Raw genomic sequence first — 21,402 nt, forward strand, 5'->3', positions numbered from 1 at the left:
CCCAGTATGGAAGCCAGCGACATACCGGTCAAATGACAGTTTCACGGGGGTGCATGCATTTTTGATATGGGCATCCAGGAATGCCTGTACCATTGCCGGCATGAACTTCAAGCAGATCGAAACCTTCCGCACCGTTATGCTGACCGGCTCCATGACCGTCGCGGCCAAGCAGCTGCATACGTCACAACCGAACGTGAGCCGCGTCATCGGCAAGCTTGAAGCGGAGCTCGGCTTCGAGCTGTTCGACCGGCTGCCGGGACGCGTGGTGGCGACCAAGGGTGGCGAGGCGTTGTTCAAGGAAGTGGAGCGTGCCTTCGTCGGACTGGACAGCCTGAGCGACTCGGCGCGCGCCATCCGCGACGTCGGCGTCGGCACGCTGCGCGTGGCGGCCGCCGCGTCGATATCGCTGAGCGTGTTGCCGCAGGCAGTCCGGCGCTTCAGCGAAAAATACCCACACGTACGCATCGTCTGCGACACCAGCGAGTCCTATGTGATCGCCAACTGGATCGCCACGCAGCACTGCGACATCGGCTTTGTTTCCAACATCTCCGACAAGCCGGGTGTCGTGGCGTCGGTCATACACACCGAAAGCGCCGTGTGTGTCGTGCCGGCGCGTCACCGGCTGGCGAAGAAGAAGCAGCTCGTCCCGGAAGACTTGGCCGGCGAGCGCTTTATTTCCCTGCCCGGCGGAAATACGTCACGGCGTGCGATCGATGCCGTGTTCCGTGACGGCGACCGCATCATGGCGCTCGAAACGCCCTTCGCCGCGACGATCTGCAGAATGGTCAGCGAAGGCCTTGGCGTGAGCCTGGTGAACCCCATCGTCAGCCGGACGATGAAGTTCCCGGGCGTGGTCGCCATCCTGTTCAAGCCCGATATCCCGTTCAGGAGCTACATGCTGCGCGCGCAACTGGCACCACGCGACACGCACGTCAACTATTTCGCCGCCTGCATGCGAGCAGCCTTCGACGCCGTGTGACCGAGGGCGGCTTGCTGCAGCCGACCGTCGCATCGACGCGATACACCGCACCACTGGCCGCCGACGTCCCGCCGTCCGCCAGCACATAAAGCGCCTGCGCGGCAATCCAGGCCAAGGGAATACACGTTGCCGGGGCGTTGGCGGTGAGTGCTTCGGCCTCGTTGAACAGCCCGAGCTAGCCCGCATCACGCGCTTCGTTCTTGGCGCCGAACAGTTCGCGCCGATATCCTGAAGCAGGAGACGCATAGCAAAAGGCGCGTGCAGCGCAGTCCAGCTAATTCGTGCTTCTCGTCAGGGCAGTCCAGCAAATTCCGGTTTTAAGACGGCCGAGCGGCGACGGAATTAGCTGTTAAGTCATTGATTTTTCGGAAAACGCAGTCTGACGAATTCCGGCTCCTCACACGAGAGCTTTGCCATCGTGCTCAGAGCCCAAGTTGTTTCCTTTCAGGTACTTAGTCTTACTGTGTCATAAAAATTTGTGCATTATATGGACTTCTTCATTCAATGTGGAAGTGCATGAGCACACGTGACCGATTTGCGGATTACATGAGCTACTTGGCTGAGGGATTGGGACACGCAGATCGCCGGGCCGGCTTGGAGAGCTACTGCACTGGCCTGATGCTGCCGTTGTCGCGCAAGAGCGTCGAACCGATGGCAGCGCGGGTTGACCCACTACATGCCAGTGCCCGGCATCAAGCACTGCACCACTTTGTCTCCAAATCCGATTGGTCGGATGCGGCGTTGTTAAGCCGTGTCCGGGACTGGGTCCAGCCTTTCCTGGAAGCACCCAGCGGTCGCTATTGGATCATCGATGACACGGGTTTCCCCAAGAAGGGCAAACATTCGGTTGGCGTGGCGCGCCAATATTGCGGCCAGCTTGGCAAACAGGACAATTGCCAGGTGGCGGTCAGCCTGTCGCTGACCACAGAGCAAGGCAGCCTTCCGATTGCCTATCAGCTTTATTTGCCCAAGGAATGGGCCGACGATGCGACTCGCCGCGAAAAAGCCGGCGTGCCAGACGATATCGCGTTCGCCACCAAGCCGGAGATTGCGCTGGCACAAGTTCGTGAGGCGATCGCAGCCGGCGTGCCCGCCGGTGTCGTGCTGGCCGATGCTGCATATGGCGACGAAACCGGCTTTCGCGAAAGCCTAACCGAGCTGGGTCTCCTCTACGCCGTCGGGATTCGATCCGCGACGACGGTGTGGCCGCAGGGAGTCTCGCCACTGCCGGCCAAACCAGCAAGCGGTCCGGGTAGGCCGCCGAAGTTGCTGCGTCGCGCACCAGGCCATGAACCGGTTTCGGCGAAGACTCTGGCGATGGCATTACCCGCGAGCGCGTACCAGGTGGTGACTTGGCGGGAAGGCACCAATACGGCCCTTTCATCGCGATTTGCGGCCGTGCGGGTTCGCCCGGCGCATCGAGACTATTGGCGCAGCACCTTGCGTGACGAAGAGTGGTTGCTGGTTGAGTGGCCGCAGGGCGAAGCGGAGCCAACCAAATACTTCTTGTCCACGGCACCAGCCGAAGCGCTGATAGAACAACTGGTGTTCGTGACCAAAATGCGTTGGCGTATTGAGCGCGATTACCAGGACTTGAAACAAGACCTCGGCCTTGGTCACTACGAAGGCCGGGGCTGGCGCGGATTCCACCATCATGCAACGCTGAGTATCGCGGCCTATGGCTTCCTGATGGCCGAACGACTCGCTGCAGACAAGTCCGAAGGGAATAAAAAAAACTTCCTCGAACGCCAGATACCTGCGCTTCCCGCGGATTACATCCCCCGTGGCAGCCCAGCGCGCGCAGCGACACGTGACGAATTCAATCACAACACTCCGTCATCAACTTAGCTTCTACCTGATGCGCAGCCTTGGGCTCTGCCCGTGTTGCGCGTCCGGCTGATCGATCACATTTGTGACACAGTAAGATTAGCGATGCAGGCGCCTATCCCCCGCAAGCGGAACAATGATTGGGCCAGCCATCTGTCATCAGGAGCAAAGCGGAACACACTGGCTGTGATGATCGACGGCCTCGCTTCGGCGCCAAGGACAAGGCGCGCCCGATCCTGGGCTCTAGCGCAGTCGATGCGATAATGAGCATATTGGTGAACCCGGCCAGCACCTATGCCGACCTTCCACAAGCGCGATATTGCGCGCATACAGCTTGAAACCGCTGTAGACACATTCCTTCGCGGTCTTTGCTACCACGCGGTCATCACCCTCGCAGGCGCGGCGAGCGGGATTTTGGACGGTCTTCTGCGGGCAGAAGCCGACAAGGAAGCATTCGTGGACTATGCACGGCGGGTTCATGAAGGCTTGCAAGGGCAAACGCCCAGTCGCGATTCATACTTCCATCACATTGAACAGTTTCTCGGCATCTCAGCGCACAAGCACCTCTCGGAGACTGATAGCGAGACGGTTGAGCTGGATCTGTACGAGTTGGCGGAGAAGGCGCTGACCAGAGCAATCATTGACTACGTCAACTTGAACGAGCGAGCGGAGCCGACCATGAACGCCTTCATGCGGCTCCTGTGGCTGAAGAACGAAGGGCCGCGCATGATGGAGGCTTATAAGGATGTGCCCGCACGCATGAGGCCGAGAAGATGACGGTCAAGACCTACACACGCCTCCAACTTGCGGCGGACCAGCTTGAGGCAGCAATCGGCCTCTTTCTTGCGCGCCGCGACCTCTTCTCAGTCATCACTCTCGCGGGCGCGGCGGACGTCATCCTCTCTCGTCTCGTCCTCAATACCGGCCAGGAGAACTTCACCGACGAGATAATCAGAATGGAGGTGGAGAATGGCGGACCTGAGCGGACGCGAGGGGTAGCCGGGAAGGCGGTCAACGACATGCTCCTCATCAACGCGCTCAAGCACTTCGATAAGGGCGAGACCGGCATCGTTGAAGTTGATGATCTTGAGGGATGCGCGCTCGCGGCGATCCTGAAGGCGTTGGTCAACTACGTCACGCTTGCCGGCAAAGGCGAGGGCTTCGTACAAGCATTCCTCTTGTGGGTAAGTGAGAATCTCGACCCGAAGAAGTACAACGTGAATTGCGATCCCAACTGGGTAGCGCCAGAGCAGAGGGGAGCCTAGCTTGCTGCAGTCCTGCCCGGATCTAGGCAGCGATCCGGCGCAAGTCGGCCTGTTCAATCGAACTCTCTCAGGCGCGAGCAGCGCGCCGGCCTTATCAGTCCTCCTTCTTGCTTCGGCGCATCTGCTCAAAAGCAGCGGCAATTCTTAAAATCTTTGCATCTTCTCCTGCTTTGCCGAGGAATGACACGCCGACCGGAATGTTGCTGGCTGATCTACCGCCGTTCACGGTGATTTCCGGGAAACCGGTGGCGGAGGCGATCTTCGGTGCGGCGTATGCGTAAGACTTGCACACAAATGTCGGGTCGATCTTGCCAGGTACGACCGGAGCGCTGCAACCGATGGTCGGAAAGAAGAGCGCGTCATAACGACCGTGGGCCATCAGTTCCAACAGTTCCCGCCTCAACGACGGAATGACTACACTCAACATCCGTATGTACGCAGGCGAATCGGTGGACCGGCTCTCCAGGTTCTCCACCAATGCTTTGTATCGGCCCGGGTTGATCATTCGGGTACCCTTGTCCGTGTACCCGTCGAGCCGGCGCATGAACTCTCGCAGATCCTGCGGCTGGCCGACCGGCAAGCCGGCTAAATACGCCTCAAATTGAGGACGGAACTCGGCAGAACCGATGGGGCCAAGAAGGGCGGGCTGCAGCGTTTCATACACTTGGGGCAACCGGATATGGACGATGCGTGCCCCCGCCTTCTCCATTGCCGCCACGGAGCGTCGCTTGATGTCGTCGACCTCATAATTCGCGCCGTCGAAGTTATCCACTACAGCGATCGTCTTGCCGGCGAGACTTTCAGTGCCCAATCCCGTCGCCAGAGACTCTTGCGGGCGCACCACGTCTTCGGTTGCAGCATCGCTCTTATCCTGGCCCTGAATGACGTCGAGAACAATGGCCTGGTCCTCAACGGTCCGCGTGATTGCGCCAGCAACATCTGCCGTCAGCGACAGCGGGATAATCCCTGAGCGGCTGACTAGTCCCAGTGTCGTCCGCATGCCTACAGTGCCGGTAACGCTGGCCGGGGAACGAATGGAGCCTGTGGTATCGGTGCCCAGAGCAAAAGGCGCAAACCTGGCCGCTACAGCGGCTGCCGAGCCGCTGCTCGAGCCGCTTGCTGTCCTCAAGCGATTGAACGGATTGAGCGTCTGGCCACCCACTGAGCTGTAACCGTACCACCCATAGGATGCAGCCAACTCCGACATATTGGTCTTGCCAAGCAAGATGGCACCCTGATCCAGGAGCTTTTGCACGATGAAGGCATTGGTTGCCGGTATCGAGCCATTCAGAGCGAGGGAGCCGCCAGTGTTGGGCATCCCCGCTACGTCAAAATTGTCCTTCACAAGGAACGGTATGCCGGCCAGTGGCGCGTTACGCTGGTTCGCGCACTGTTGAGCCCGCCAGGCGTCCCACGCAGTCGCCTGTTCCATGGCTTTTTCATTAATGGCTAGCACCGCATGGATGCCGTCGACAGGACGGTCGTAGGTCTCGATCTGCTTCAAGTAGGCGCCGACCAGTTCAGCGGAGGTGATTGCCCCACTGTCCAGCGCCGATCGCAGTTCGGGAAGGTCCATGTCAATGATCTTGTTGGCCGGCATGCCCGCGGAAGCCCATGTAGGCGCTGTGATCGTGGCCGCAATGAGGACAGTTCTGGCGCGCTGATAAGCCTTACGGTGCGCGGAATGATGAAATAGCTTGGGATTCATGGCTGGTGGCCCATTGCGATAATGTGTAGCGCTGCGCTGCGCTGCGCGGCCGTCCCGGTACCGTCGCCTTCGCAGATTCCTTGCTAGTCAACAGTTGATGACTGCCGCCCCACTTTGTGTTACCGGTTCGTCGCGCCAGTCCTCTTGATGACATCGCGCCACTTCTCTTGCTCTTTCAGAACGAATGTCCGAGCGTCGGCGCTGCTTCCACCGTGAGGAACCGTCCCACGTTCCACAAGAAATTTTCTGAATTCAGGACTGGACAAGGCGGCGTTGATCGCGCGGTTGAGACGGTCAGAAACCGGTGTCGGAATCCCAGCGGGCGCGAGCACCACTGTCCATACCGTTGCCTCAAAGTCCTTGATGCCGGCTTCCTTCATGGTGGGGATCTTGGGGAAGCGGCCAAGACGATCCGACGACGTCACAGCCAGCGGACGGACACTGCCTTCGGCGAGATACGATTCGATTGTCGATGTGTTTTCAAAAATGAAGTCGACGCGCCCACCAACGAGGTCCTGAATAGCCTGGGGCCCGCCACGATACGGGACATGGACGAAGTCTGCGCCCGTCATTGCTTTGTAGATTTCGCCGCTGAGGTGTCCGGTGCTGCCGATTCCCTGCGAGCCCATGGAAAGCTTACCGGGATTCTTCTTCGCATAGGCGGTTAGTTCCTCGACCGTCTTTACCGGCAACGATTTGTGGACCACCAGGACATTTGCTTGGCTGGTGAACCTGCTGATATACGAGAAAGATTTGCCCGTGTCGTAGGCTACTTTGGCGCCCAGTTCCGGCGTGATTGCCAGCGACGGAGTATTCCCAATTCCAATCGTGTATCCGTCTGGATTGGCACGAGCAACACTCGTCATGGCAATTGCGCCACCAGCACCCGGTTTATTGTCGATTACGAGAGGCTGCCCCAACGACTTCCCAACAATCTCAGAGAGCTTTCGAATATTGATGTCGAAAGAACTGCCCGCGACCGTAGGCAGAACAACGGTAATGGGACGGTCAGGCCACGCTGCATGGGCGGCTGAATGCGCAATGCAAAAAACGCCCAAAATACTGAACGCAATATACGCTGCTGTCTTCGAAGAATTCATTGCCTATCTCCAGGCCTATTAGGTCCATCTCAAAATGTGACAAAACGAAGCCGGTCACTGGAGTGACGGGGCATGTCAACACGATAGAACCATATTTGCATCTAACTTAATTCATCCCACGTGGGCACCTGATCAAGAGGCCGCTGCCATCTGAGAGATATTCCGGACCACGCAATCATCTCCGATAACTTGGGGCGGCCTCGCGACCGTTGCTCAATCAAACACGGTTCTTCGGTGCCATTTTCTCCGGCCCCGCCTCACCGAGGTCCCAGAACAGCCCGGCCATGATCCGCAGCCCTTCGTTCATCAGTTGCCCAAGCACGTGTTCGTTTGGCCCGTGCTGCTTGCACCCCGTGTAGGAATGTGGCACCCATACGGTTGGCACCCCGAGGTGCCGTGCGAAAACTTCGCTTGGAAGGGAGCCCGCGCCATTGGGCACAACAATGGGCTTGGCGCCCATTGTCGATGCGATCGAATCAACGGCCCATCTAACCCACTGATTCTCTGGGTCGGTACGGGACGCAGGGTGAAAGCCTGTTTCTCGCTGCATGATCTCCACTTGCTCGAAACCCTCTTCATCGAGGTGCTTACGCAATGCCGGTAGAAAGTCCTTTGGATTCATGTCGGCGGAGAAGCGAAGCTGGCAGGATGCGCGTGCCCAAGGCTGAACCCCATTGACCGGTTCATCAGGTTGCCCAGTTAGGAAGGCGAGGACGATGAAGCTGGTCCAACCGAACATCTTCTCAGCGCGGCTTAGACCAGGCTCTCCCCAGTCAGCTGCAATATGCGGGAAATCTGGACCAGGGTCCACATAGCAGTCAGTAAGCGCTGCCTTAATAGCGGGCGGAATTCCAGAAGCGGGGCACCAATTTGGCACCAAAATCTTGCCCCTTTTGTCCGCTATACGAGCAAGGGCGTTTGCCAAGATGATGCCAGGATCTTCAAGGACCCCTCCCCAATGGCCTGAGTGACGGCTTCCATCTCGAAGATCGACTACTAAGTCGAACGCCATCATTCCGCGATTGCCCAACTTGATATCGGGTCGCTCGACTTTTAGTCGCGGGCCGTCGGAAGCGATGAAAATATCGGCTTGAAGATCCCGAGCATGATTTTCAACCACCTCGGTAAGGCCAGGAGAGCCAATTTCCTCGCCCATGTCGATCAGAATTTTCGAATTGAACCCGTGGTTGCCCCGAACCTTCAATACGGCCTCCAAAGCCCCAATCACGATGCTGTGCTGTGCCTTGTTGTCAGCCGTGCCTCGGCCGTAGAAGCGGTCACCAACCTTTCGAAGTTCCCAAGGCGAAAGCCCTTCATCCCACAGTTCCGCCAGTCCCCGTACCACGTCTCCGTGGCCATAGGTGAGCAAAGTAGGGAGTTCGGGGCCCTCTTCTCGCGAGGCGAGCAGAAACGGAATTTCCTTGTCAACTGGGTTGTCGAGTATGCGAGAGGTATATCCCAGGGATGCGAGGGTGGGGACCATCTCCTTGAGAAGGTAGTCGCGCAGTACCGGGCGTCGTTCTAATAGAGGGCTCTCGGTCGGGTAAGCGATCCGGCGCGCAAGATCGTCAGTGAATCTGCCACTTTCGTAGTAGTGATTCGCGTACTGTAGGACGGTTTGACGGCTCATCGATTTTCTCCTCGTGAATGCGATGAGTCCATCGTAGTTGCCTACGCTGTTTGTTGGCAACGTATAATATCTTGGCCTTAGGCTAAATTTTATTTACCCTTACATGCCCACCATAGCCAAGCTGCCGCCACTTAACACGCTTAGAGCATTCGAGGCCGCCGCGCGTCACTGTAGTTTTGCCTTGGCGGCAGGTGAGCTAAGCGTTACATCGAACGCCATCAGTCATCAAATCAAGAACCTTGAAACGCACTTGGGTGTCACGTTGTTTGAAAGACTACCCCGGGGCTTGGTACTCACGGAGGCAGCGAAGAAGTTTTACCCTCGGGTCCACTCAGCACTGGAGGATATTCGGTCCGCCGCTTCCCAACTGGAGCTTTCGGGAGACCGTCAGCTTGTCTCCGTCACAGCGCCGGCCGCGTTCGCGATTGGCTGGCTACTGCCGCGACTGCAACGCTTCCACTTGGAAAACCCCGATGTAGAACTACGGATCTCGACGCTACGTGGAGAGATTGATCTTTCGAATGGCGAGATTGATGGCGCCATCTTTCATGGACACGGCGAACGGCGAGACCTTGAGCAGGACTATTTGTTCGGTGATGTCGTCATACCAGTTTGCAGCCCGACATACCTAGCCTCGCGGACCCAACAGCAGTCGTCTCAAACCTTGCTTCTGAACGAAACGTTGCTGTTCTCCACATTGCAGCCAGACGACTGGAGCGACTGGTTCGCTCACGCGAGCGTCAAGCCGTTGCAGGCGCCTCGGTACATGCTCAGCTTCGGCAACACGACTTTGCCAATTCAGGCCGCGATCAAGGGGTTAGGGTATGCACTTGCAGATGTCAACCTTATCGAAGAAGAGCTTCGGGAGGCTCGACTAGTTGCTCCCCTTAAAGAACCTGGGATGGTTCGCGGGACGGGGTGGTACTTGAGCTATCTGAATAGTGCGGAAGCATCCCATGCCTTTGAGAACTTTCGTCGTTGGATTCAACGAGAAAGTCGAAAGCAATAGCAATTTCAGTACACGGTTGAACAGGTCTACTAGGGTACCGGTCACGGGACTTCAAGAACTCTGGGACTACTTGGCAAGCAATTGAGGAACTCTCGAACCTTGTGGCGAACAGCTGCCATTCTGAGATGGCAAGAGTCATCGTAAGGTATTGACGCAAAGGGACTTTGACTCTAGGTCGTTGTGGCAAACGACAACGCGCTCCCCGGCGGCCTGGACGTCGACGCTGATTTCTCCGCCGGCAGGCGTATAGCGCATGGCGTTCTCGATCAGGTTCTCCAGCACCCGCTCGATCATGCCGATATCGGCGCTCACCGGCGGACAACCGGGACCTGACATGGCCAGCAGGGCCAGCCCGCGCTTGTTCGCCGCCAGGGCGAACTTCTGGACCACGTCCTGCGCCAGTTCCGACAACGGGAAGCTCTCCAGCCGCGGCTGGACCTCCCGCGCTTCGAGCTTGGTCAGGTCAAACAGGTCCTGCACCAGCTTGCCGAGCCGTTCGCAATGCCTGGTCGCCACCTGCAGGTAGCGATTGCGGTCCTCGGGCGTCATCTCTTCGGCTTTCAGCAGCAGCATTTCCAGGTAACCCTGCATCAATGCGAGCGGCGTACGCAGGTCGTTGCTGGCAAAGTAGAGAAGCAGCTGGAATTCCTTGGCAGTGAGGAAGATAGGCGTGCCGCGCACGGTTACTTCTCACTTGTCGATATCGATGTGCAAGGCCTTGACCTGCACCGTCCTGGGGCCATCGGATGGCGGGTTGGCCAGGGTGTCGACCAGCCGGAAGATCGCCTTGACCCGCGCGGTCAGCTCAAGGACGCTGAACGGCTTGTCCTGGCGCGACATGGCTTTACCTCATCTTGAAACATGTGGGATGTCGGCAAGACCGTCCTTGCATGCCCGATTTGCGGCCGGGGAGCCACTAGAACGCATTTCATGGATGGCAAGCCATTCGCCGGTTTCGCTGATGCCCCGGCCCGTCGACACCTGCGCACTCGTGATGGAAATTTGAAATTTGAGCGAAACAAGCGTGAGCTCGCCTTTCCATACTGCCATCCAGAGACAGGTATCCCTCCCCTCCTGTCCTGAACCCAACCGAAGACGGAGTGTGCATCATGAACAGCGATCAAATCATCCGCGGCGCCGTTGCAGGCATGCTGGCGCTTGGCATTGCCGGCGCCACCTCGCAGGCCATGGCAGCGGCAGGCAACAACGAAAAATGCGCGGGCATTGCCAAGGCCGGCAAGAACGACTGCGGCACCAGCAAGAGCTCTTGCGCCGCCACAGCGAAGGTCGATCGTGACGCGGAGGCCTGGATCCTCGTGCCCAAGGGCACTTGCGAAAAAATCGCGGGCGGCCGGCTGCAGATGTCCGAGTTCGCCAAGCCAGGTGGCAAGAGCGGCGAATTCAGCCCGGCCGCCAAGGCGGCCCACCCGGCCTGAGCGGCACCCGAGCCTGCAGCGGAATGCCGTGCCACGAACCGCGTCACGGCTGACCAGCGCGCCCCAAGTCCTTGACCGCTTCGCGAGGTAGCCCAAATGAAATGCACCACCCCTCTGTCGTCTGCGCCGCTGGATGTGGCCGGCGCAAAGCCTTCGCACATCATCGCCGCTGGGCAGGCGGCGATCCGCCTGCTGGAAATGCTGGCTCCTGTGCTCGATCTCGGCATTCGCGTACTGATCGGCCTGGTGTTCTTCCAGTCCGGGCTGACCAAGCTCGCCAGCTGGTCCAGCACGCTTGTGCTCTTCGAAAGCGAATACGCCGTGCCGCTTTTGAACCCGACCCTGGCCGCCTATCTTGGTACCGCAGCGGAGCTGTGCCTGCCGGTGCTGCTCATGCTCGGGCTCGGTACGCGGGCAGCCGCGCTGGCCTTGTTCGTCTTCAACATCGTCGCGGTGATCTCGTATCCGGGATTGGGCGAAGTCGGCCTGAAGGACCACCAGTACTGGGGGCTCCTGCTGCTGGTCACGATGCTGCACGGCCCGGGCCGGCTGTCGCTGGACCACCTGATCGACCGCTTCCTGCTGCGCGGCAAGGGCAGCCACTAGCTCGAAAGCCCAGGGCGCCATGCCAGGGGCAAAAGGAACCGTCATGCTTGCAGAGAACAACATCGTCATCATCGGTGGTGGATTCGCCGGCACCACGCTGGCCCAGGCGCTGGAGAAGCTGCTGCCGACGACTCACCGGCTGATGCTCGTCAGCAACGAAAGCTACACCACCTTCAACCCGATGCTCGCCGAGGTGGTGGGTGCCTCGGTCTTCCCTGAACACGTGATTGTGCCGATCCGCCAGATGCTCAGGCGGACCCAGTTCATCATGGGCACCGTGCAGGACGTCAACTACGCCCAGGGCAAGCTGTCCTGCACGACCCTGGCGGGCCTGCGCGAGATTCCCTTCGACCATCTGGTGTTTGCCTTCGGCACCCGTGCGAATCTCGACCTGGTGCCCGGCATGGCCGAGCACGCCCTGCCCCTGAAGCTTGTGGGTGACGCCCTGTTTATCCGCAACCGCGTGTTGCGCCAACTGGCCCGCATGGAACTGGAGTCGGACCCGGTCCTGCGCCGCCGGCTGGGCCATTTCATCGTGGTGGGCGGGGGCTTTTCGGGCGTGGAGGTTGCCGGGGAACTCGCCGATTATCTTTGCAGCATCCGGCGCTTCTACCCGCGCGTGCAGCGCGAAGAGCTGGCGGTAACGCTGCTCCATGACACCGGGCAACTGCTTCCCGAGTTGCCCGCCTCGCTTGGCATGGCCGCGGCACGCCACATGGCCGCGCGCGGCATCCGGCTCAGGCTCGGTACCCGGGCCGTCCGCTTCGAAGCCGACACGGTGGTGCTGGCTGACGGCGAAATGATCGAAGGTGCAACGGTGGTCTGCACCGTCGGCACCAAGCCGAATCCGCTGGTCGCCACCCTGGAGCGCAATCTCGCATTAGCCACCCGGCGCGGACGCATCGAGACCAACCCGGATATGTCGGTGCGCGGCATGCCCGGACTGTGGGCCATCGGCGATTGCGCACGGGTCGCCAACGCCGCCACCGAAGAGGATTCGCTGCCAACCGCGCAGTTTGCCGTGGCTCAGGCGCGCCAGCTTGCCCACAACCTCGCCGGCCACCTGGAACAGCGTGAAAGCAAACCGTTTTCGTACCAGAGCAAGGGCGCGATGGCCAGCATCGGGCATATGAAGGGCGTTGCCCAGGTGTATGGCTTCAGCTTCTCGGGCTTGCCGGCCTGGCTGGCCTGGCGTGCGCTGTACCTGATGCGCATGCCGACGCTCGGGCGCAAGCTGCGCCTCTGGGCGGAATGGACGTTGTCCATGTTCTTCCCGACTGACATCACCCACCTGCGCTTTACACGCACCAGCGAGGCAGACGAATCGCCACCCGATGGGCTGCCACCCCACCGCCCACAAGCGCCGGGTGCATCGGCAACCCGCATTGCAACGCATGACCTTTCCGGGATACCGCGGGCGCCCTACGCCACCCCCGCCGCCCCCACGCTAACAGGAGATCAACATGCTTGAAGGAAAATCAGCCATCGTTACCGGCTCCAGCAGCGGTATCGGGCTTGGCATTGCGCGCGCCTTTGCCGCCCATGGCGCCGATGTACTGCTGAACGGCTTCGGCGATGCCGAGCAAATTGAAGCCACGCGTGCAGGGCTGGAGGGCGAGTATGGCGTGCGCGTGCGCTATTCGCCGGCGGACATGAGCCAACCTTGCCAGGTTCGCGAAATGGCCGAATTTGCTGCATCCGAGTTCGGCAAGGTTGACGTCATCGTGAATAACGCGGGCATCCAGCATGTTGCCCCGACCGAAGAGATGCCGGACGACAAGTGGGACGCCATCGTTGCCATCAACCTGTCCTCGGCGTTCCACTTGATCAAGGCCGTCCTGCCCGGCATGAAGGCCAGGCGCTGGGGCCGCATCATCAATATCGCCTCCGCCCATGGCCTGGTGGCTTCGCCGTTCAAGGCGCCCTATGTCGCCGCCAAGCACGGGCTGATCGGCCTGTCCAAGGCTGTGGCGCTGGAGACGGCCGAGTTTGGCATTACCAGCAATACGATCTGCCCCGGCTATGTCAAGACGCCGTTGGTGGAACAGCAGATCGCCGACCAGGCGCGCGCGCACCGGATCTCGCCCGCCGACGTCGTGCGCGATGTCCTGCTGGTGCACCAGGCGCGCAAGGAGTTCGTGCGGATTGACGAACTTGCTGCCCTGGCCCTGTTCTTGGCCTCGGACAATTCAGCCTCGATGACCGCCACTGCGCTCGCAATGGATGGTGGCTGGACCCAGCACTGAGGGCGAGCCATGTCGACCAATCCTGGAATGCGAGATGCCGGAGAAACCGGCCAAGCCGTGAAGCCGATCACGCTGGCGTTGCAAGGCGGGGGTGCCCATGGTGCCTTTGCCTGGGGCGTGCTGGACCGCCTGCTCGAAGACGGCCGGCTTACAATCGAGGGCGTCAGCGCCACCAGCGCCGGCGCGATGAATGCCGCGGTGCTCGCGTACGGCCTGCTCCAGGGCGGGCCGCCACGCGCCCGCACCGCCCTGCACGACTTCTGGCGCGACGTTGCCAACGCCGCGCGCGCCAGCAACCCGTTCCGCAAGCTGCCATGGGAGACCTTGCTGCACAACGGCTACGGGCTCGATTACTCGCCGATGTACCTGCTGACGGACATGATGCTGCGTGTGCTGTCGCCCTACCAGTTCAACCCACTCAACTTCAACCCGCTGCGCGACGTGCTGGCCCGCCATGTCGACTTTGACGCGCTTAACCAGCACTGCCCGATCCACCTTTACCTGTGTGCGACCAATGTCGAGACCGGCAAGGTACGCGTGTTCTCGCGCGACGACATCAGCCTGAAGGCTGTGCTGGCTTCTGCCTGCCTGCCGTTCCTGTTCCAGGCGGTGGAAATTGGCGGCGAACACTACTGGGACGGCGGCTATGTCGGCAACCCCGCCATTTTCCCGTTGATCTACAACTGTGGCGCGCGGGATGTGGTGATCGTCCATATCAATCCCATCGTGCGCAAGGGTGTGCCGAAGACTGCCGCGGAGATCCTCAATCGCATCAACGAGGTCAGCTTCAACTCCTCGTTGATCCGCGAACTGCGCGCCATCAGCTTCGTCACCAGGCTCATCCAGGATGGCAAGGTCAACCGCGGGGAAATGAAGGAGATGCTGATCCACTCGATCCGCTCGGACCAGACCATGATGGCGCTCGGCGTCTCCAGCAAGCTCAATGCCGACTGGGACTTCCTTTGCTATCTGCGCGATCAGGGCCGGGACGAGGCCGGGCGCTGGTTGCAGCAGAACTACAGCGCAATCGGTGAACGGTGCAGCGTCGACTTGCACCAGGAATTTCTTTGATCCACCACGTAGCGCCACCGAAGCGGTCGGCGCGGATTCCTCAACCCACGGAGTTTAGGACCATGACTACCACCAAGCAAGCCGTACCCGTCTGGCATCGCGTGATGCGCGGCGCGATCGTCACCGTCACCCTGTCCCTCGTCTCAGTGATGGCCTACGCCGGCCAGTGCCCCGCCGACAAGCGCGTCGCGGATGGCCAGGGGCAGCGGCCTGGCGCGACAGAACCCAAGGGCGTCACCGATACAGTGCGCGCCTCGACCGACCTTTCGAAGGAGCCGGCAGCCGTAGCGGGACGCCTGCTGCGGCTGCGCCAGCTCGACGTGCAGCCCGGTGGCATCGTGCCATGGCACAGCCACAACAACCGCCCGGCAATCATCTATATCGTCTCCGGCGAGATCGTGGAGTATGCGAGCAACTGCGCGGTTCCGATCGTACACCGCGCCGGCGACGTGACCGCGGAGAGGAACGGGACTTCCCACTGGTGGAAGAATGAAGGCGGCAGCCCCGCAGTCTTGCTGTCGTCCGATCTCTTCCCGGTCGAAATGAAGATGGACCCGCATACTATGTGAACAGGTGCGGGGACGGCTACCTGCGCATGCCCGAGGATGATGCGCCCATGAAACTCATGCTGCTGAGTCTGTCCTTTGCGGGCGCCCTGCTTTGCGCCGCCGTGATGGGATTCGCCATCCAGCGCGGCGCAACCTGTGCGGTCGCCGCGGTCAGCGAGATCACGTCATCGCGCAGTTGCTCGCACCTCCGTGCCATGGCAGAAGCGTCGCTGTACGTGTGTGGCGGACTGCTGATCGCGCAGCGGTTGCATCTGCTTCCGGCCATGCCGTCCGGCTATCCGGTCGATGGCCTGACCGTCCTGGGAGGTGCCCTGCTCGGGCTGGGCGCCTTCATCAATGGCGCATGCGTATTCGGCGCCATCGCCCGGCTGGGCAGCGGGCAATGGGCGTATGCTGCCACACCCCTCGGATATTACGCAGGCTGCGTGGGGCTGCTTGCGCTGTGGCCGCAAGCCGAGCGCCCGGCGCTCGCAGCCACCTCGCCGGTATGGGGTGCTGCGCCGCTGCTGACAGTGCTTTTCCTTCTGTTCGTCGGATGGCGCCTGCTCCGTCTGTGGCAGCGGGCGCGACGCCATGGCGCTCCTGCACCCTTGGAGCAAACGTGGCATGCACGCGTTGGCGCCCGGATCTGGTCACCGCACCATGCCACCACGGTGATCGGTGTCACCTTCTTGCTGCTCCTGTTGCTGGCAGGCGCGTGGTCATACACCGAGGTGCTGGCCGAACTGGCACGTGGCAGCGCTGCCATGCTGCCGGCACGGGCATTGCTGTCGCTGGGGCTGCTCGCTGGTGCCATCCTCGGCGGGATGAGCGCTGGCCGCCGCGAAGGTCCCGCGACTTCCAGTGCGCAGTGTCTCCGGTGCTTCGCAGGCGGTGCCTTCATGGGCTGGGGTGGCATGCTGATTCCGGGCGGCAACGATGGACTGCTGCTGGTCGGCATGCCCCTGCTGTGGCCGTATGCATGGGTCGCATTCGGCACGATGTGCGTCACCATCGCGCTCGCGCAATGGCTTCAGCGTCGGCTTGGCCAGCCGCTGCGACCCCGGGCGCCCCGCAATCCTAGGCCAGACTAGCACGACCAGTCGTGTTGCACTGCTGACAATCTGAAGGAGTAAGCATGAGCCACCGTATCGGGAACGCGCTGGTGATCGCGACCGCGCTCACTGCCGTCGGGCTTGCGATCAAGCAGAACACGCATCTGCTGGCCAGTTCCCCGGCACACTTTGCCCTGGACCGTGAACGGTGCCTCGGCGTAGCCAGGGCAGGCAGGAACGACTGCGGCACCGCGTTGCACGCTTGCGCGGGCCGCGCCCGCCACGACGCCGCCGGCGATGAATGGCTGATGCTGCCCGCCGGCACCTGCGCCCGGATCGCGGGTGGCAGCCTCAGGTCTGCCGCACCCTGAACGGTGGCTGCGGGACAGCGCGATGAAACAGGAAGAACAGACACTGACGGCACCGCACCGGCAGAAGTCGGAACGTATTGCGGCAAGCATGGCACGGAAAATCGCTGCGGGGCTAGCAGCGAAGCTCGCTGCGTTGGGCCAGGGCATGCAGTTGCCGCCACGAGTACGGCGGGAGTTGGAGCGTGAACAGTATCTGAGCGAGTTGCTGGTGACCTCACTGCAACTGCTGGTGCTGCTCCTGTTCGCGGTCCTTTATCTCGGAACGCCCCCGGGCTTTTCACCCGACGCGCCCGTACGCGCGGTACCGCTCGGCGTCTCGCTGTTCGCGGTGCTGGCGTTGGTCCGGCTCTACCTTGCCATGACCCGGCAACTGGCCAACTGGATGGTGGGACTGAGCGTGGTGGCCGAAATGGCAGTCCTGATCTTCGTCATCTGGGCCTACCACCTGCAGTACGAGCAGCCAGCCCAGATGTACCTGAAAACCACCGAATTCGCCTATATCTTCGGCTTAATCGCCTTGCGTGCCTTGCGCTTCGAGCCGCTCTGGGTGGCGCTGTCGGGCCTCACAGCGACCTTGGGCTGGCTGCTGTTGCTGCACTACGCGCTGACACACGCGAGCGGCAACCCTGTCACCTGGGACTATGTCACCGCATTGCGCTCGACCCAGATCCACTACGGAGCGGAGTTCGACAAGCTGCTTTCCATCCTGATCGTCAGCGCCACGCTGGCATTGGCCCTGGCCAGGGCGCGCGGCTTTGTGGTCAAGGCCGTCAAGGGCCAACTGGCGGTCGCGGACCTGTCGCTATTCTTTGACGATTCCGTGGCCCATCGCATCACCGACTCCGAAGCAAGCGTCATGGTCGGCCACGCCGAACTGCGCGAGGCGTCGGTCGTGTTCCTCGACATGCGCGGCTTCACTCAGGCGTCTGCCATGTTGCAGCCCTCCGCACTGATCCAATTACTGGGCGAATACCAAAGCCTGGTTGTGCCGATTGTGAAAGCGCATGGCGGCAGCATAGACAAATTCATGGGCGACGGCATCCTTGCCAGCTTTGGCGCCGTCACTGCCGACGATTGCCATGCAGCAAATGCCTTGCGTGCCATCGATGCCATCCTGGAAGCGGTTGACCAATGGCGGATTCGGCGGCAGTCCAGCGGTCAGCCTGCACCTGACGTTGGCGCCGGGATGGCAAGCGGGCCGGTGCTGTTCGGCATACTCGGGCATGACAGCCGTCTTGAGTACACGGTGATTGGCGACACGGTCAATCTGGCGGCCAAGCTTGAGAAGCAGAACAAGATCCAGGGGACGCGAGGCCTCGCCACGCGAGCCAGCTATCAGCGGGCTCGCGTGCAGGGCTATCTTGGCGAGAAGCACGTCCTTCCCCAGCAGTCTGTAGGCGGCGTAAGCGGCACGATGCAGCTGGTGGCCCTGGCGAGGCCACAGAGCATGTTGTGAACGCTATCCGCGAGGTGCTGGCAGGCAATATCTACCTGAGGCCTCAATGCATGAAAAGCTGGCGCGGACTCTGACGGCTTCCAGGAAGATGCCGACGGGTCTGATTTCGCGGCTGTCGGAGCGGGAATTCGAAGTCCTGCACCTGATCGGACTCGGCTTCAGCACCCGGGAAATCGCCGAGAAACTGAATCGGAGCATCAAGACCATCGACGCACACCGGGCCAACATCAAAGAGAAGCTGGATATCCCGAACGGCAAGGAGCTGATGCGCTTCGCCATTCAGTGGATCGAGAGCCAATAGGGCGGAGCCCGCCCACCGAATAAGGCAATCCCCTAGCCTCTTTTTGGGGCGATACCTTATCCATACGCTCACCGTCATTGCGTACAGTGCATTCGTACCTGCCGGCGTGCCGCGATTCGTGGACGGGGTGGGCAAGCCCAACCCGACAGCTCCATGAGGATCGCCGCCATGAATGCCAATATCCAGCATACCGTCTTAGTCCTGATCACCGCACTCATTGCCGGAACGGCCATTGCGGGCCCGGATTTTACCGTTATTGAGGGTGCCCGCCAGGCCGCAAGAGCGGCACAGCTCGCCGCTCAGACCGCAGCTCCTCCCGCACCCCGGAACTACGGCCCTCGTCCTCAGCACGTCGGGCAGCCCGCGAAGCCGAACCCCGCCCTGCTTGAAGCGCAGCGCACGCGCTAAGCGGTTGCGGCAGCCCAGCGAACAGAACGCCATTCACCAGCAGCGCCTTCACAGACGTGGGCTCGACCATCGCATCGCGCTATCGATGATGCGCGCATTGTAGGTATCTCATTGGCCTCTCAGTAGCGGTCCGGACGTCAGCCCCCGTTTTGGCGCGCTCTCCTGTCCGACGCCTTGTCTCTGCCCACCGCGATGGCGGTCATGCCCGCTTTCTCACTGCTGGCGGCGCTGGGCTTTCTGATCGCAGCGCGCAGCTATGAACAGGACATATGGCGCATCCAGGAGCAAATGGCTGCTGAAAGCGCTGCAGCGGACTCCATCCCGGGTGTTGACATTCTCAAAAGCTCTTGAGTTCAGCGATCAGCGCGTGCGCGCTTCCATCTGCGCGGGTTTGTTGGCGTAGCGGAGCGGTGCAGGCTATGTACCCGGACCAGCCCCAGCAATGCTGTAACTTTCCGCTCGACAATTACCCAAAATCAGCATCGTTCTGCATCCAGCCCGCAACAGGCACCCCGAACTCGTCGCGGAACCAGCGCGTGAAAGGCCGGGGAGCGCTGAAGCCCAGCAGCATTGCCAGTTCGTTGCGCGAGCGCGGCGGGCCAGCCAGGTAGCGCTGAGCGAGTTCGCGCCGGACTTCGCGCATCAGGGTATTGAACGAAGTGGCCTCGCTATCCAGGTGGCGGCGGATGGTTCTCACATTGATGCCTAACTGCGCGGCAAATCGCATCCTTGAAGCTTGTCTTGGTCGTGAACACGCGCCGGATAGCCCGCAGATCCTGAGGAGCCTCATGCATGAAGCACACGCGAATAGGCACCCAACTTTCGGACAGCGCTTGTTTGAGAAAACGATACCCCATGGTGATCGACTGATCCAGCGCTTGGCGCGCAGGCGATCTGCGCCCCAGGTACTCAAAGCACAAGCACGCCTGCAGTGCGTCCTCTTCCAGCCAGAGCTGAAGGGCTTCGCTGTGCAAATGGATGTAGTTGGAGAGCACCTGCAACGACGCACGCACGTTGCGCTGTTCCCGCACCAGAAAAGCCAGCGGCCCCAGCACGAGAAACGGCCTGGATTCGGCCAGCCGTATGCCGAAATCCTCCCAGCCCGATCGCTGGGCCGAGTGCTCCAGCAGCAGGCCGACGGCCTCGGAAGATACCTTGAGGTCCGGATTCTTGAGGAGGGCCGGATCGATTCCGACTTCGCGCAGCATCGCCTCGGGGTCGAGTCCGGCGGCTTGTGCCAATGCAGCGTAATTGGTCAAGGAAGCACTACCGTGCATGGATCCATGCACGACTGCTGCAAATTCAGTGCAGGTCAGTATTAAGTTTCATGCAATTGCTCATTGAAGGCGATCTTCTACGATCCATGCATTGCCGGACAGTCCGCGGTCGGCCTTCCGCGCAACAAAAAGAGGCAATGCGAGGGGGCGCCTGCGATGACGTCATGCATATCTACAGGTCAGGTCTTAGGCCAGCCCAGGAGACGGCATCTACCGCGCTTGCGGTATTGCGTACCGTCCCCGGAGGTAAGTCGAGCTCTACGACCGGGACGCAATTCACGCCAAAGCGCCCAACCGCTCACGTCTATTGCATCCACATGCCCCTGGCGCCTGCCCCCCGGGCCGCCAAGCCAGAATTGGTTCCGTCTGGAAAGGGCCTCATCAACCGTTGGTTGGTACCTCTATTGAAGCTCGGCAGGCGCTACCCTTCGCTGTGAGTCGATGGTCATTCACGTTGAAAGAAGGAGAAATCCAAATATGGCGACGATCAACCATTTCGGACCCTACTACGTTACGCCTGCCGGAGGCTTGGCTCCCGGCGCCGCGTATAACGTGGTCTGGGGCCCCAGCGATGTATTCAAGGGTTCCACGATTAATGTGACGGCTCACCCTGGTGGCAACCGCAGAGCTAGGTATGCGGCTTGGATCAGCGACATGTCGATCGAGAACGTCATTAGCGGCACAGGGGACATCAGCTTTGTGGAAACAAACGCGTATGCCACGTTCGCCAACGACGGACAGGAGACCATTGACTATGTTTCTTTGTATCTGACCGTGACAACGGCTTAGGGGATTTCCATGCGATTGACGGTTATTCATGACAGCAGCGGGAACATCGTTTCCATGGTTGCTTATCCCGAAGGTTCGCCTCCGATGTACCCCGAGACAAAGCCCGGGCAGCATATGACTGAGATGGAAGCGCCTGCACATATCAGGCTTGATCTGGATGCCAGACAGTTACATGAGCGCCTGTCCGAAGTGATGCAGAATTACCGGGTGGACATGGGATCGATGAAGTGCAGCCTGACGAGAAAGTCCTGAGCTTCAGCGCCTGGGTTAGCGGGGGCGGGCATACGCTGTAGCGGGACGAACTGCCGCTAAACCCAGGC

The 21,402-nt window shown here is 60.6% G+C and carries 26 protein-coding genes; 19 read left to right on the plus strand and 7 right to left on the minus strand.

Going from position 1 to position 21,402, the window contains the following annotated elements:
* The first annotated feature begins 100 nt into the window (after positions 1–100).
* From ACAD63_RS12040 to ACAD63_RS12055, 4 genes are all read left to right on the plus strand, one after another.
* Positions 101–979, plus strand: coding sequence for a LysR substrate-binding domain-containing protein (locus ACAD63_RS12040; protein WP_434032707.1), 879 nt, complete (start codon positions 101–103; stop codon positions 977–979).
* Between the two features lie 516 nt (positions 980–1,495).
* Positions 1,496–2,827 carry an IS701 family transposase gene (locus tag ACAD63_RS12045; RefSeq protein ID WP_434032708.1) on the plus strand — a complete coding sequence of 444 codons (1,332 nt, stop codon included), beginning with the start codon at positions 1,496–1,498 and terminating at the stop codon, positions 2,825–2,827.
* Between the two features lie 273 nt (positions 2,828–3,100).
* Complete coding sequence (locus tag ACAD63_RS12050; RefSeq protein ID WP_434032709.1) at positions 3,101–3,583, plus strand: hypothetical protein; 483 nt, start codon at positions 3,101–3,103, stop codon at positions 3,581–3,583.
* A complete protein-coding gene (locus ACAD63_RS12055; RefSeq protein WP_434032710.1) occupies positions 3,580–4,071 on the plus strand; it encodes a hypothetical protein in 492 nt (163 codons plus the stop codon). The genes ACAD63_RS12050 and ACAD63_RS12055 overlap by 4 nt, the downstream gene beginning before the upstream one ends.
* Before the next feature lie 94 nt (positions 4,072–4,165).
* On the opposite strand, the gene ACAD63_RS12060 is transcribed toward ACAD63_RS12055, so the two are convergent.
* The 3 genes from ACAD63_RS12060 to ACAD63_RS12070 form a co-directional block, all read right to left on the minus strand.
* Positions 4,166–5,779, minus strand: a complete 1,614-nt coding sequence (locus ACAD63_RS12060) for an amidase (RefSeq protein ID WP_434032711.1) — start codon at positions 5,777–5,779, stop codon at positions 4,166–4,168.
* A gap of 119 nt (positions 5,780–5,898) precedes the next feature.
* Positions 5,899–6,879: a Bug family tripartite tricarboxylate transporter substrate binding protein gene (locus tag ACAD63_RS12065; RefSeq protein WP_434032712.1), complete on the minus strand. Its 981-nt coding sequence runs from the start codon at positions 6,877–6,879 to the stop codon at positions 5,899–5,901.
* Between the two features lie 217 nt (positions 6,880–7,096).
* Entirely contained in the window at positions 7,097–8,509 is a 1,413-nt protein-coding gene (locus ACAD63_RS12070; RefSeq protein WP_434032713.1) for a M20 family metallopeptidase, read from the minus strand.
* Between the two features lie 103 nt (positions 8,510–8,612).
* Between ACAD63_RS12070 and ACAD63_RS12075 the strand changes: the two genes are divergently transcribed.
* Positions 8,613–9,518, plus strand: coding sequence for a LysR substrate-binding domain-containing protein (locus ACAD63_RS12075; RefSeq protein WP_434032714.1), 906 nt, complete (start codon positions 8,613–8,615; stop codon positions 9,516–9,518).
* 135 nt (positions 9,519–9,653) lie between these two features.
* Here ACAD63_RS12075 and ACAD63_RS12080 read toward each other — a convergent pair whose 3' ends face one another.
* Positions 9,654–10,199, minus strand: a complete 546-nt coding sequence (locus ACAD63_RS12080; RefSeq protein ID WP_434032715.1) for a histidine kinase dimerization/phospho-acceptor domain-containing protein — start codon at positions 10,197–10,199, stop codon at positions 9,654–9,656.
* Positions 10,200–10,208: 9 nt separating this feature from the next.
* A complete protein-coding gene (locus ACAD63_RS12085; RefSeq protein WP_167884636.1) occupies positions 10,209–10,358 on the minus strand; it encodes a hypothetical protein in 150 nt (49 codons plus the stop codon).
* 269 nt (positions 10,359–10,627) lie between these two features.
* On the opposite strand from ACAD63_RS12085, the gene ACAD63_RS12090 reads away from it, so the two are divergent.
* The 12 genes from ACAD63_RS12090 to ACAD63_RS12145 all read left to right on the plus strand — a co-directional run bounded on the left by ACAD63_RS12090 (position 10,628) and on the right by ACAD63_RS12145 (position 19,367).
* Positions 10,628–10,954, plus strand: coding sequence for a BufA1 family periplasmic bufferin-type metallophore (locus ACAD63_RS12090; protein ID WP_135706548.1), 327 nt, complete (start codon positions 10,628–10,630; stop codon positions 10,952–10,954).
* A 96-nt stretch (positions 10,955–11,050) separates the two neighbouring features.
* Positions 11,051–11,560 (plus strand): DoxX family protein, encoded by a 510-nt coding sequence (locus tag ACAD63_RS12095; RefSeq protein ID WP_218959589.1) that lies wholly within the window; start codon positions 11,051–11,053, stop codon positions 11,558–11,560.
* Between the two features lie 43 nt (positions 11,561–11,603).
* Complete coding sequence (locus ACAD63_RS12100; protein WP_434032716.1) at positions 11,604–13,031, plus strand: NAD(P)/FAD-dependent oxidoreductase; 1,428 nt, start codon at positions 11,604–11,606, stop codon at positions 13,029–13,031.
* Positions 13,024–13,806 (plus strand): 3-hydroxybutyrate dehydrogenase, encoded by a 783-nt coding sequence (locus tag ACAD63_RS12105; RefSeq protein WP_133096766.1) that lies wholly within the window; start codon positions 13,024–13,026, stop codon positions 13,804–13,806. Before ACAD63_RS12100 ends, ACAD63_RS12105 begins: the two co-directional genes overlap by 8 nt.
* A gap of 9 nt (positions 13,807–13,815) precedes the next feature.
* Positions 13,816–14,877 carry a patatin-like phospholipase family protein gene (locus ACAD63_RS12110; RefSeq protein WP_434032717.1) on the plus strand — a complete coding sequence of 354 codons (1,062 nt, stop codon included), beginning with the start codon at positions 13,816–13,818 and terminating at the stop codon, positions 14,875–14,877.
* A 62-nt stretch (positions 14,878–14,939) separates the two neighbouring features.
* Positions 14,940–15,446, plus strand: a complete 507-nt coding sequence (locus ACAD63_RS12115) for a cupin domain-containing protein (RefSeq protein WP_135706546.1) — start codon at positions 14,940–14,942, stop codon at positions 15,444–15,446.
* A gap of 47 nt (positions 15,447–15,493) precedes the next feature.
* On the plus strand, positions 15,494–16,519 hold the full coding sequence (locus tag ACAD63_RS12120; protein WP_240746080.1) for a YeeE/YedE thiosulfate transporter family protein: 1,026 nt from the start codon (positions 15,494–15,496) through the stop codon (positions 16,517–16,519).
* 44 nt (positions 16,520–16,563) lie between these two features.
* The gene (locus ACAD63_RS12125; protein ID WP_434032718.1) at positions 16,564–16,851 is read left to right on the plus strand and encodes a BufA1 family periplasmic bufferin-type metallophore; all 288 of its coding nucleotides are present in this window, start codon (positions 16,564–16,566) and stop codon (positions 16,849–16,851) included.
* A gap of 22 nt (positions 16,852–16,873) precedes the next feature.
* Complete coding sequence (locus tag ACAD63_RS12130) at positions 16,874–18,307, plus strand: adenylate/guanylate cyclase domain-containing protein (protein WP_135706544.1); 1,434 nt, start codon at positions 16,874–16,876, stop codon at positions 18,305–18,307.
* A 46-nt stretch (positions 18,308–18,353) separates the two neighbouring features.
* Positions 18,354–18,608, plus strand: a complete 255-nt coding sequence (locus tag ACAD63_RS12135) for a response regulator transcription factor (protein WP_434032719.1) — start codon at positions 18,354–18,356, stop codon at positions 18,606–18,608.
* Between the two features lie 168 nt (positions 18,609–18,776).
* Positions 18,777–19,016 (plus strand): hypothetical protein, encoded by a 240-nt coding sequence (locus tag ACAD63_RS12140; RefSeq protein ID WP_135706543.1) that lies wholly within the window; start codon positions 18,777–18,779, stop codon positions 19,014–19,016.
* Between the two features lie 201 nt (positions 19,017–19,217).
* Positions 19,218–19,367: a hypothetical protein gene (locus ACAD63_RS12145; protein ID WP_165971540.1), complete on the plus strand. Its 150-nt coding sequence runs from the start codon at positions 19,218–19,220 to the stop codon at positions 19,365–19,367.
* Positions 19,368–19,482: 115 nt separating this feature from the next.
* Here ACAD63_RS12145 and ACAD63_RS12150 read toward each other — a convergent pair whose 3' ends face one another.
* On the minus strand, positions 19,483–19,713 hold the full coding sequence (locus tag ACAD63_RS12150) for a helix-turn-helix domain-containing protein (protein ID WP_434032720.1): 231 nt from the start codon (positions 19,711–19,713) through the stop codon (positions 19,483–19,485).
* Positions 19,685–20,275 (minus strand): AraC family transcriptional regulator ligand-binding domain-containing protein, encoded by a 591-nt coding sequence (locus ACAD63_RS12155; RefSeq protein ID WP_434032721.1) that lies wholly within the window; start codon positions 20,273–20,275, stop codon positions 19,685–19,687. Before ACAD63_RS12155 ends, ACAD63_RS12150 begins: the two co-directional genes overlap by 29 nt.
* A 495-nt stretch (positions 20,276–20,770) precedes the next feature.
* Here ACAD63_RS12155 and ACAD63_RS12160 point away from each other — a divergent pair, with 495 nt between their 5' ends.
* Together ACAD63_RS12160 and ACAD63_RS12165 are read left to right on the plus strand one after the other, a co-directional pair.
* Positions 20,771–21,082 (plus strand): hypothetical protein, encoded by a 312-nt coding sequence (locus ACAD63_RS12160; RefSeq protein ID WP_135706541.1) that lies wholly within the window; start codon positions 20,771–20,773, stop codon positions 21,080–21,082.
* Between the two features lie 9 nt (positions 21,083–21,091).
* A complete protein-coding gene (locus ACAD63_RS12165; RefSeq protein ID WP_133096773.1) occupies positions 21,092–21,334 on the plus strand; it encodes a hypothetical protein in 243 nt (80 codons plus the stop codon).
* Positions 21,335–21,402 lie beyond the last annotated feature (68 nt).

The organism is Cupriavidus sp. a3 (genome assembly GCF_051015765.1).
GTDB lineage: Bacteria > Pseudomonadota > Gammaproteobacteria > Burkholderiales > Burkholderiaceae > Cupriavidus > Cupriavidus oxalaticus_A.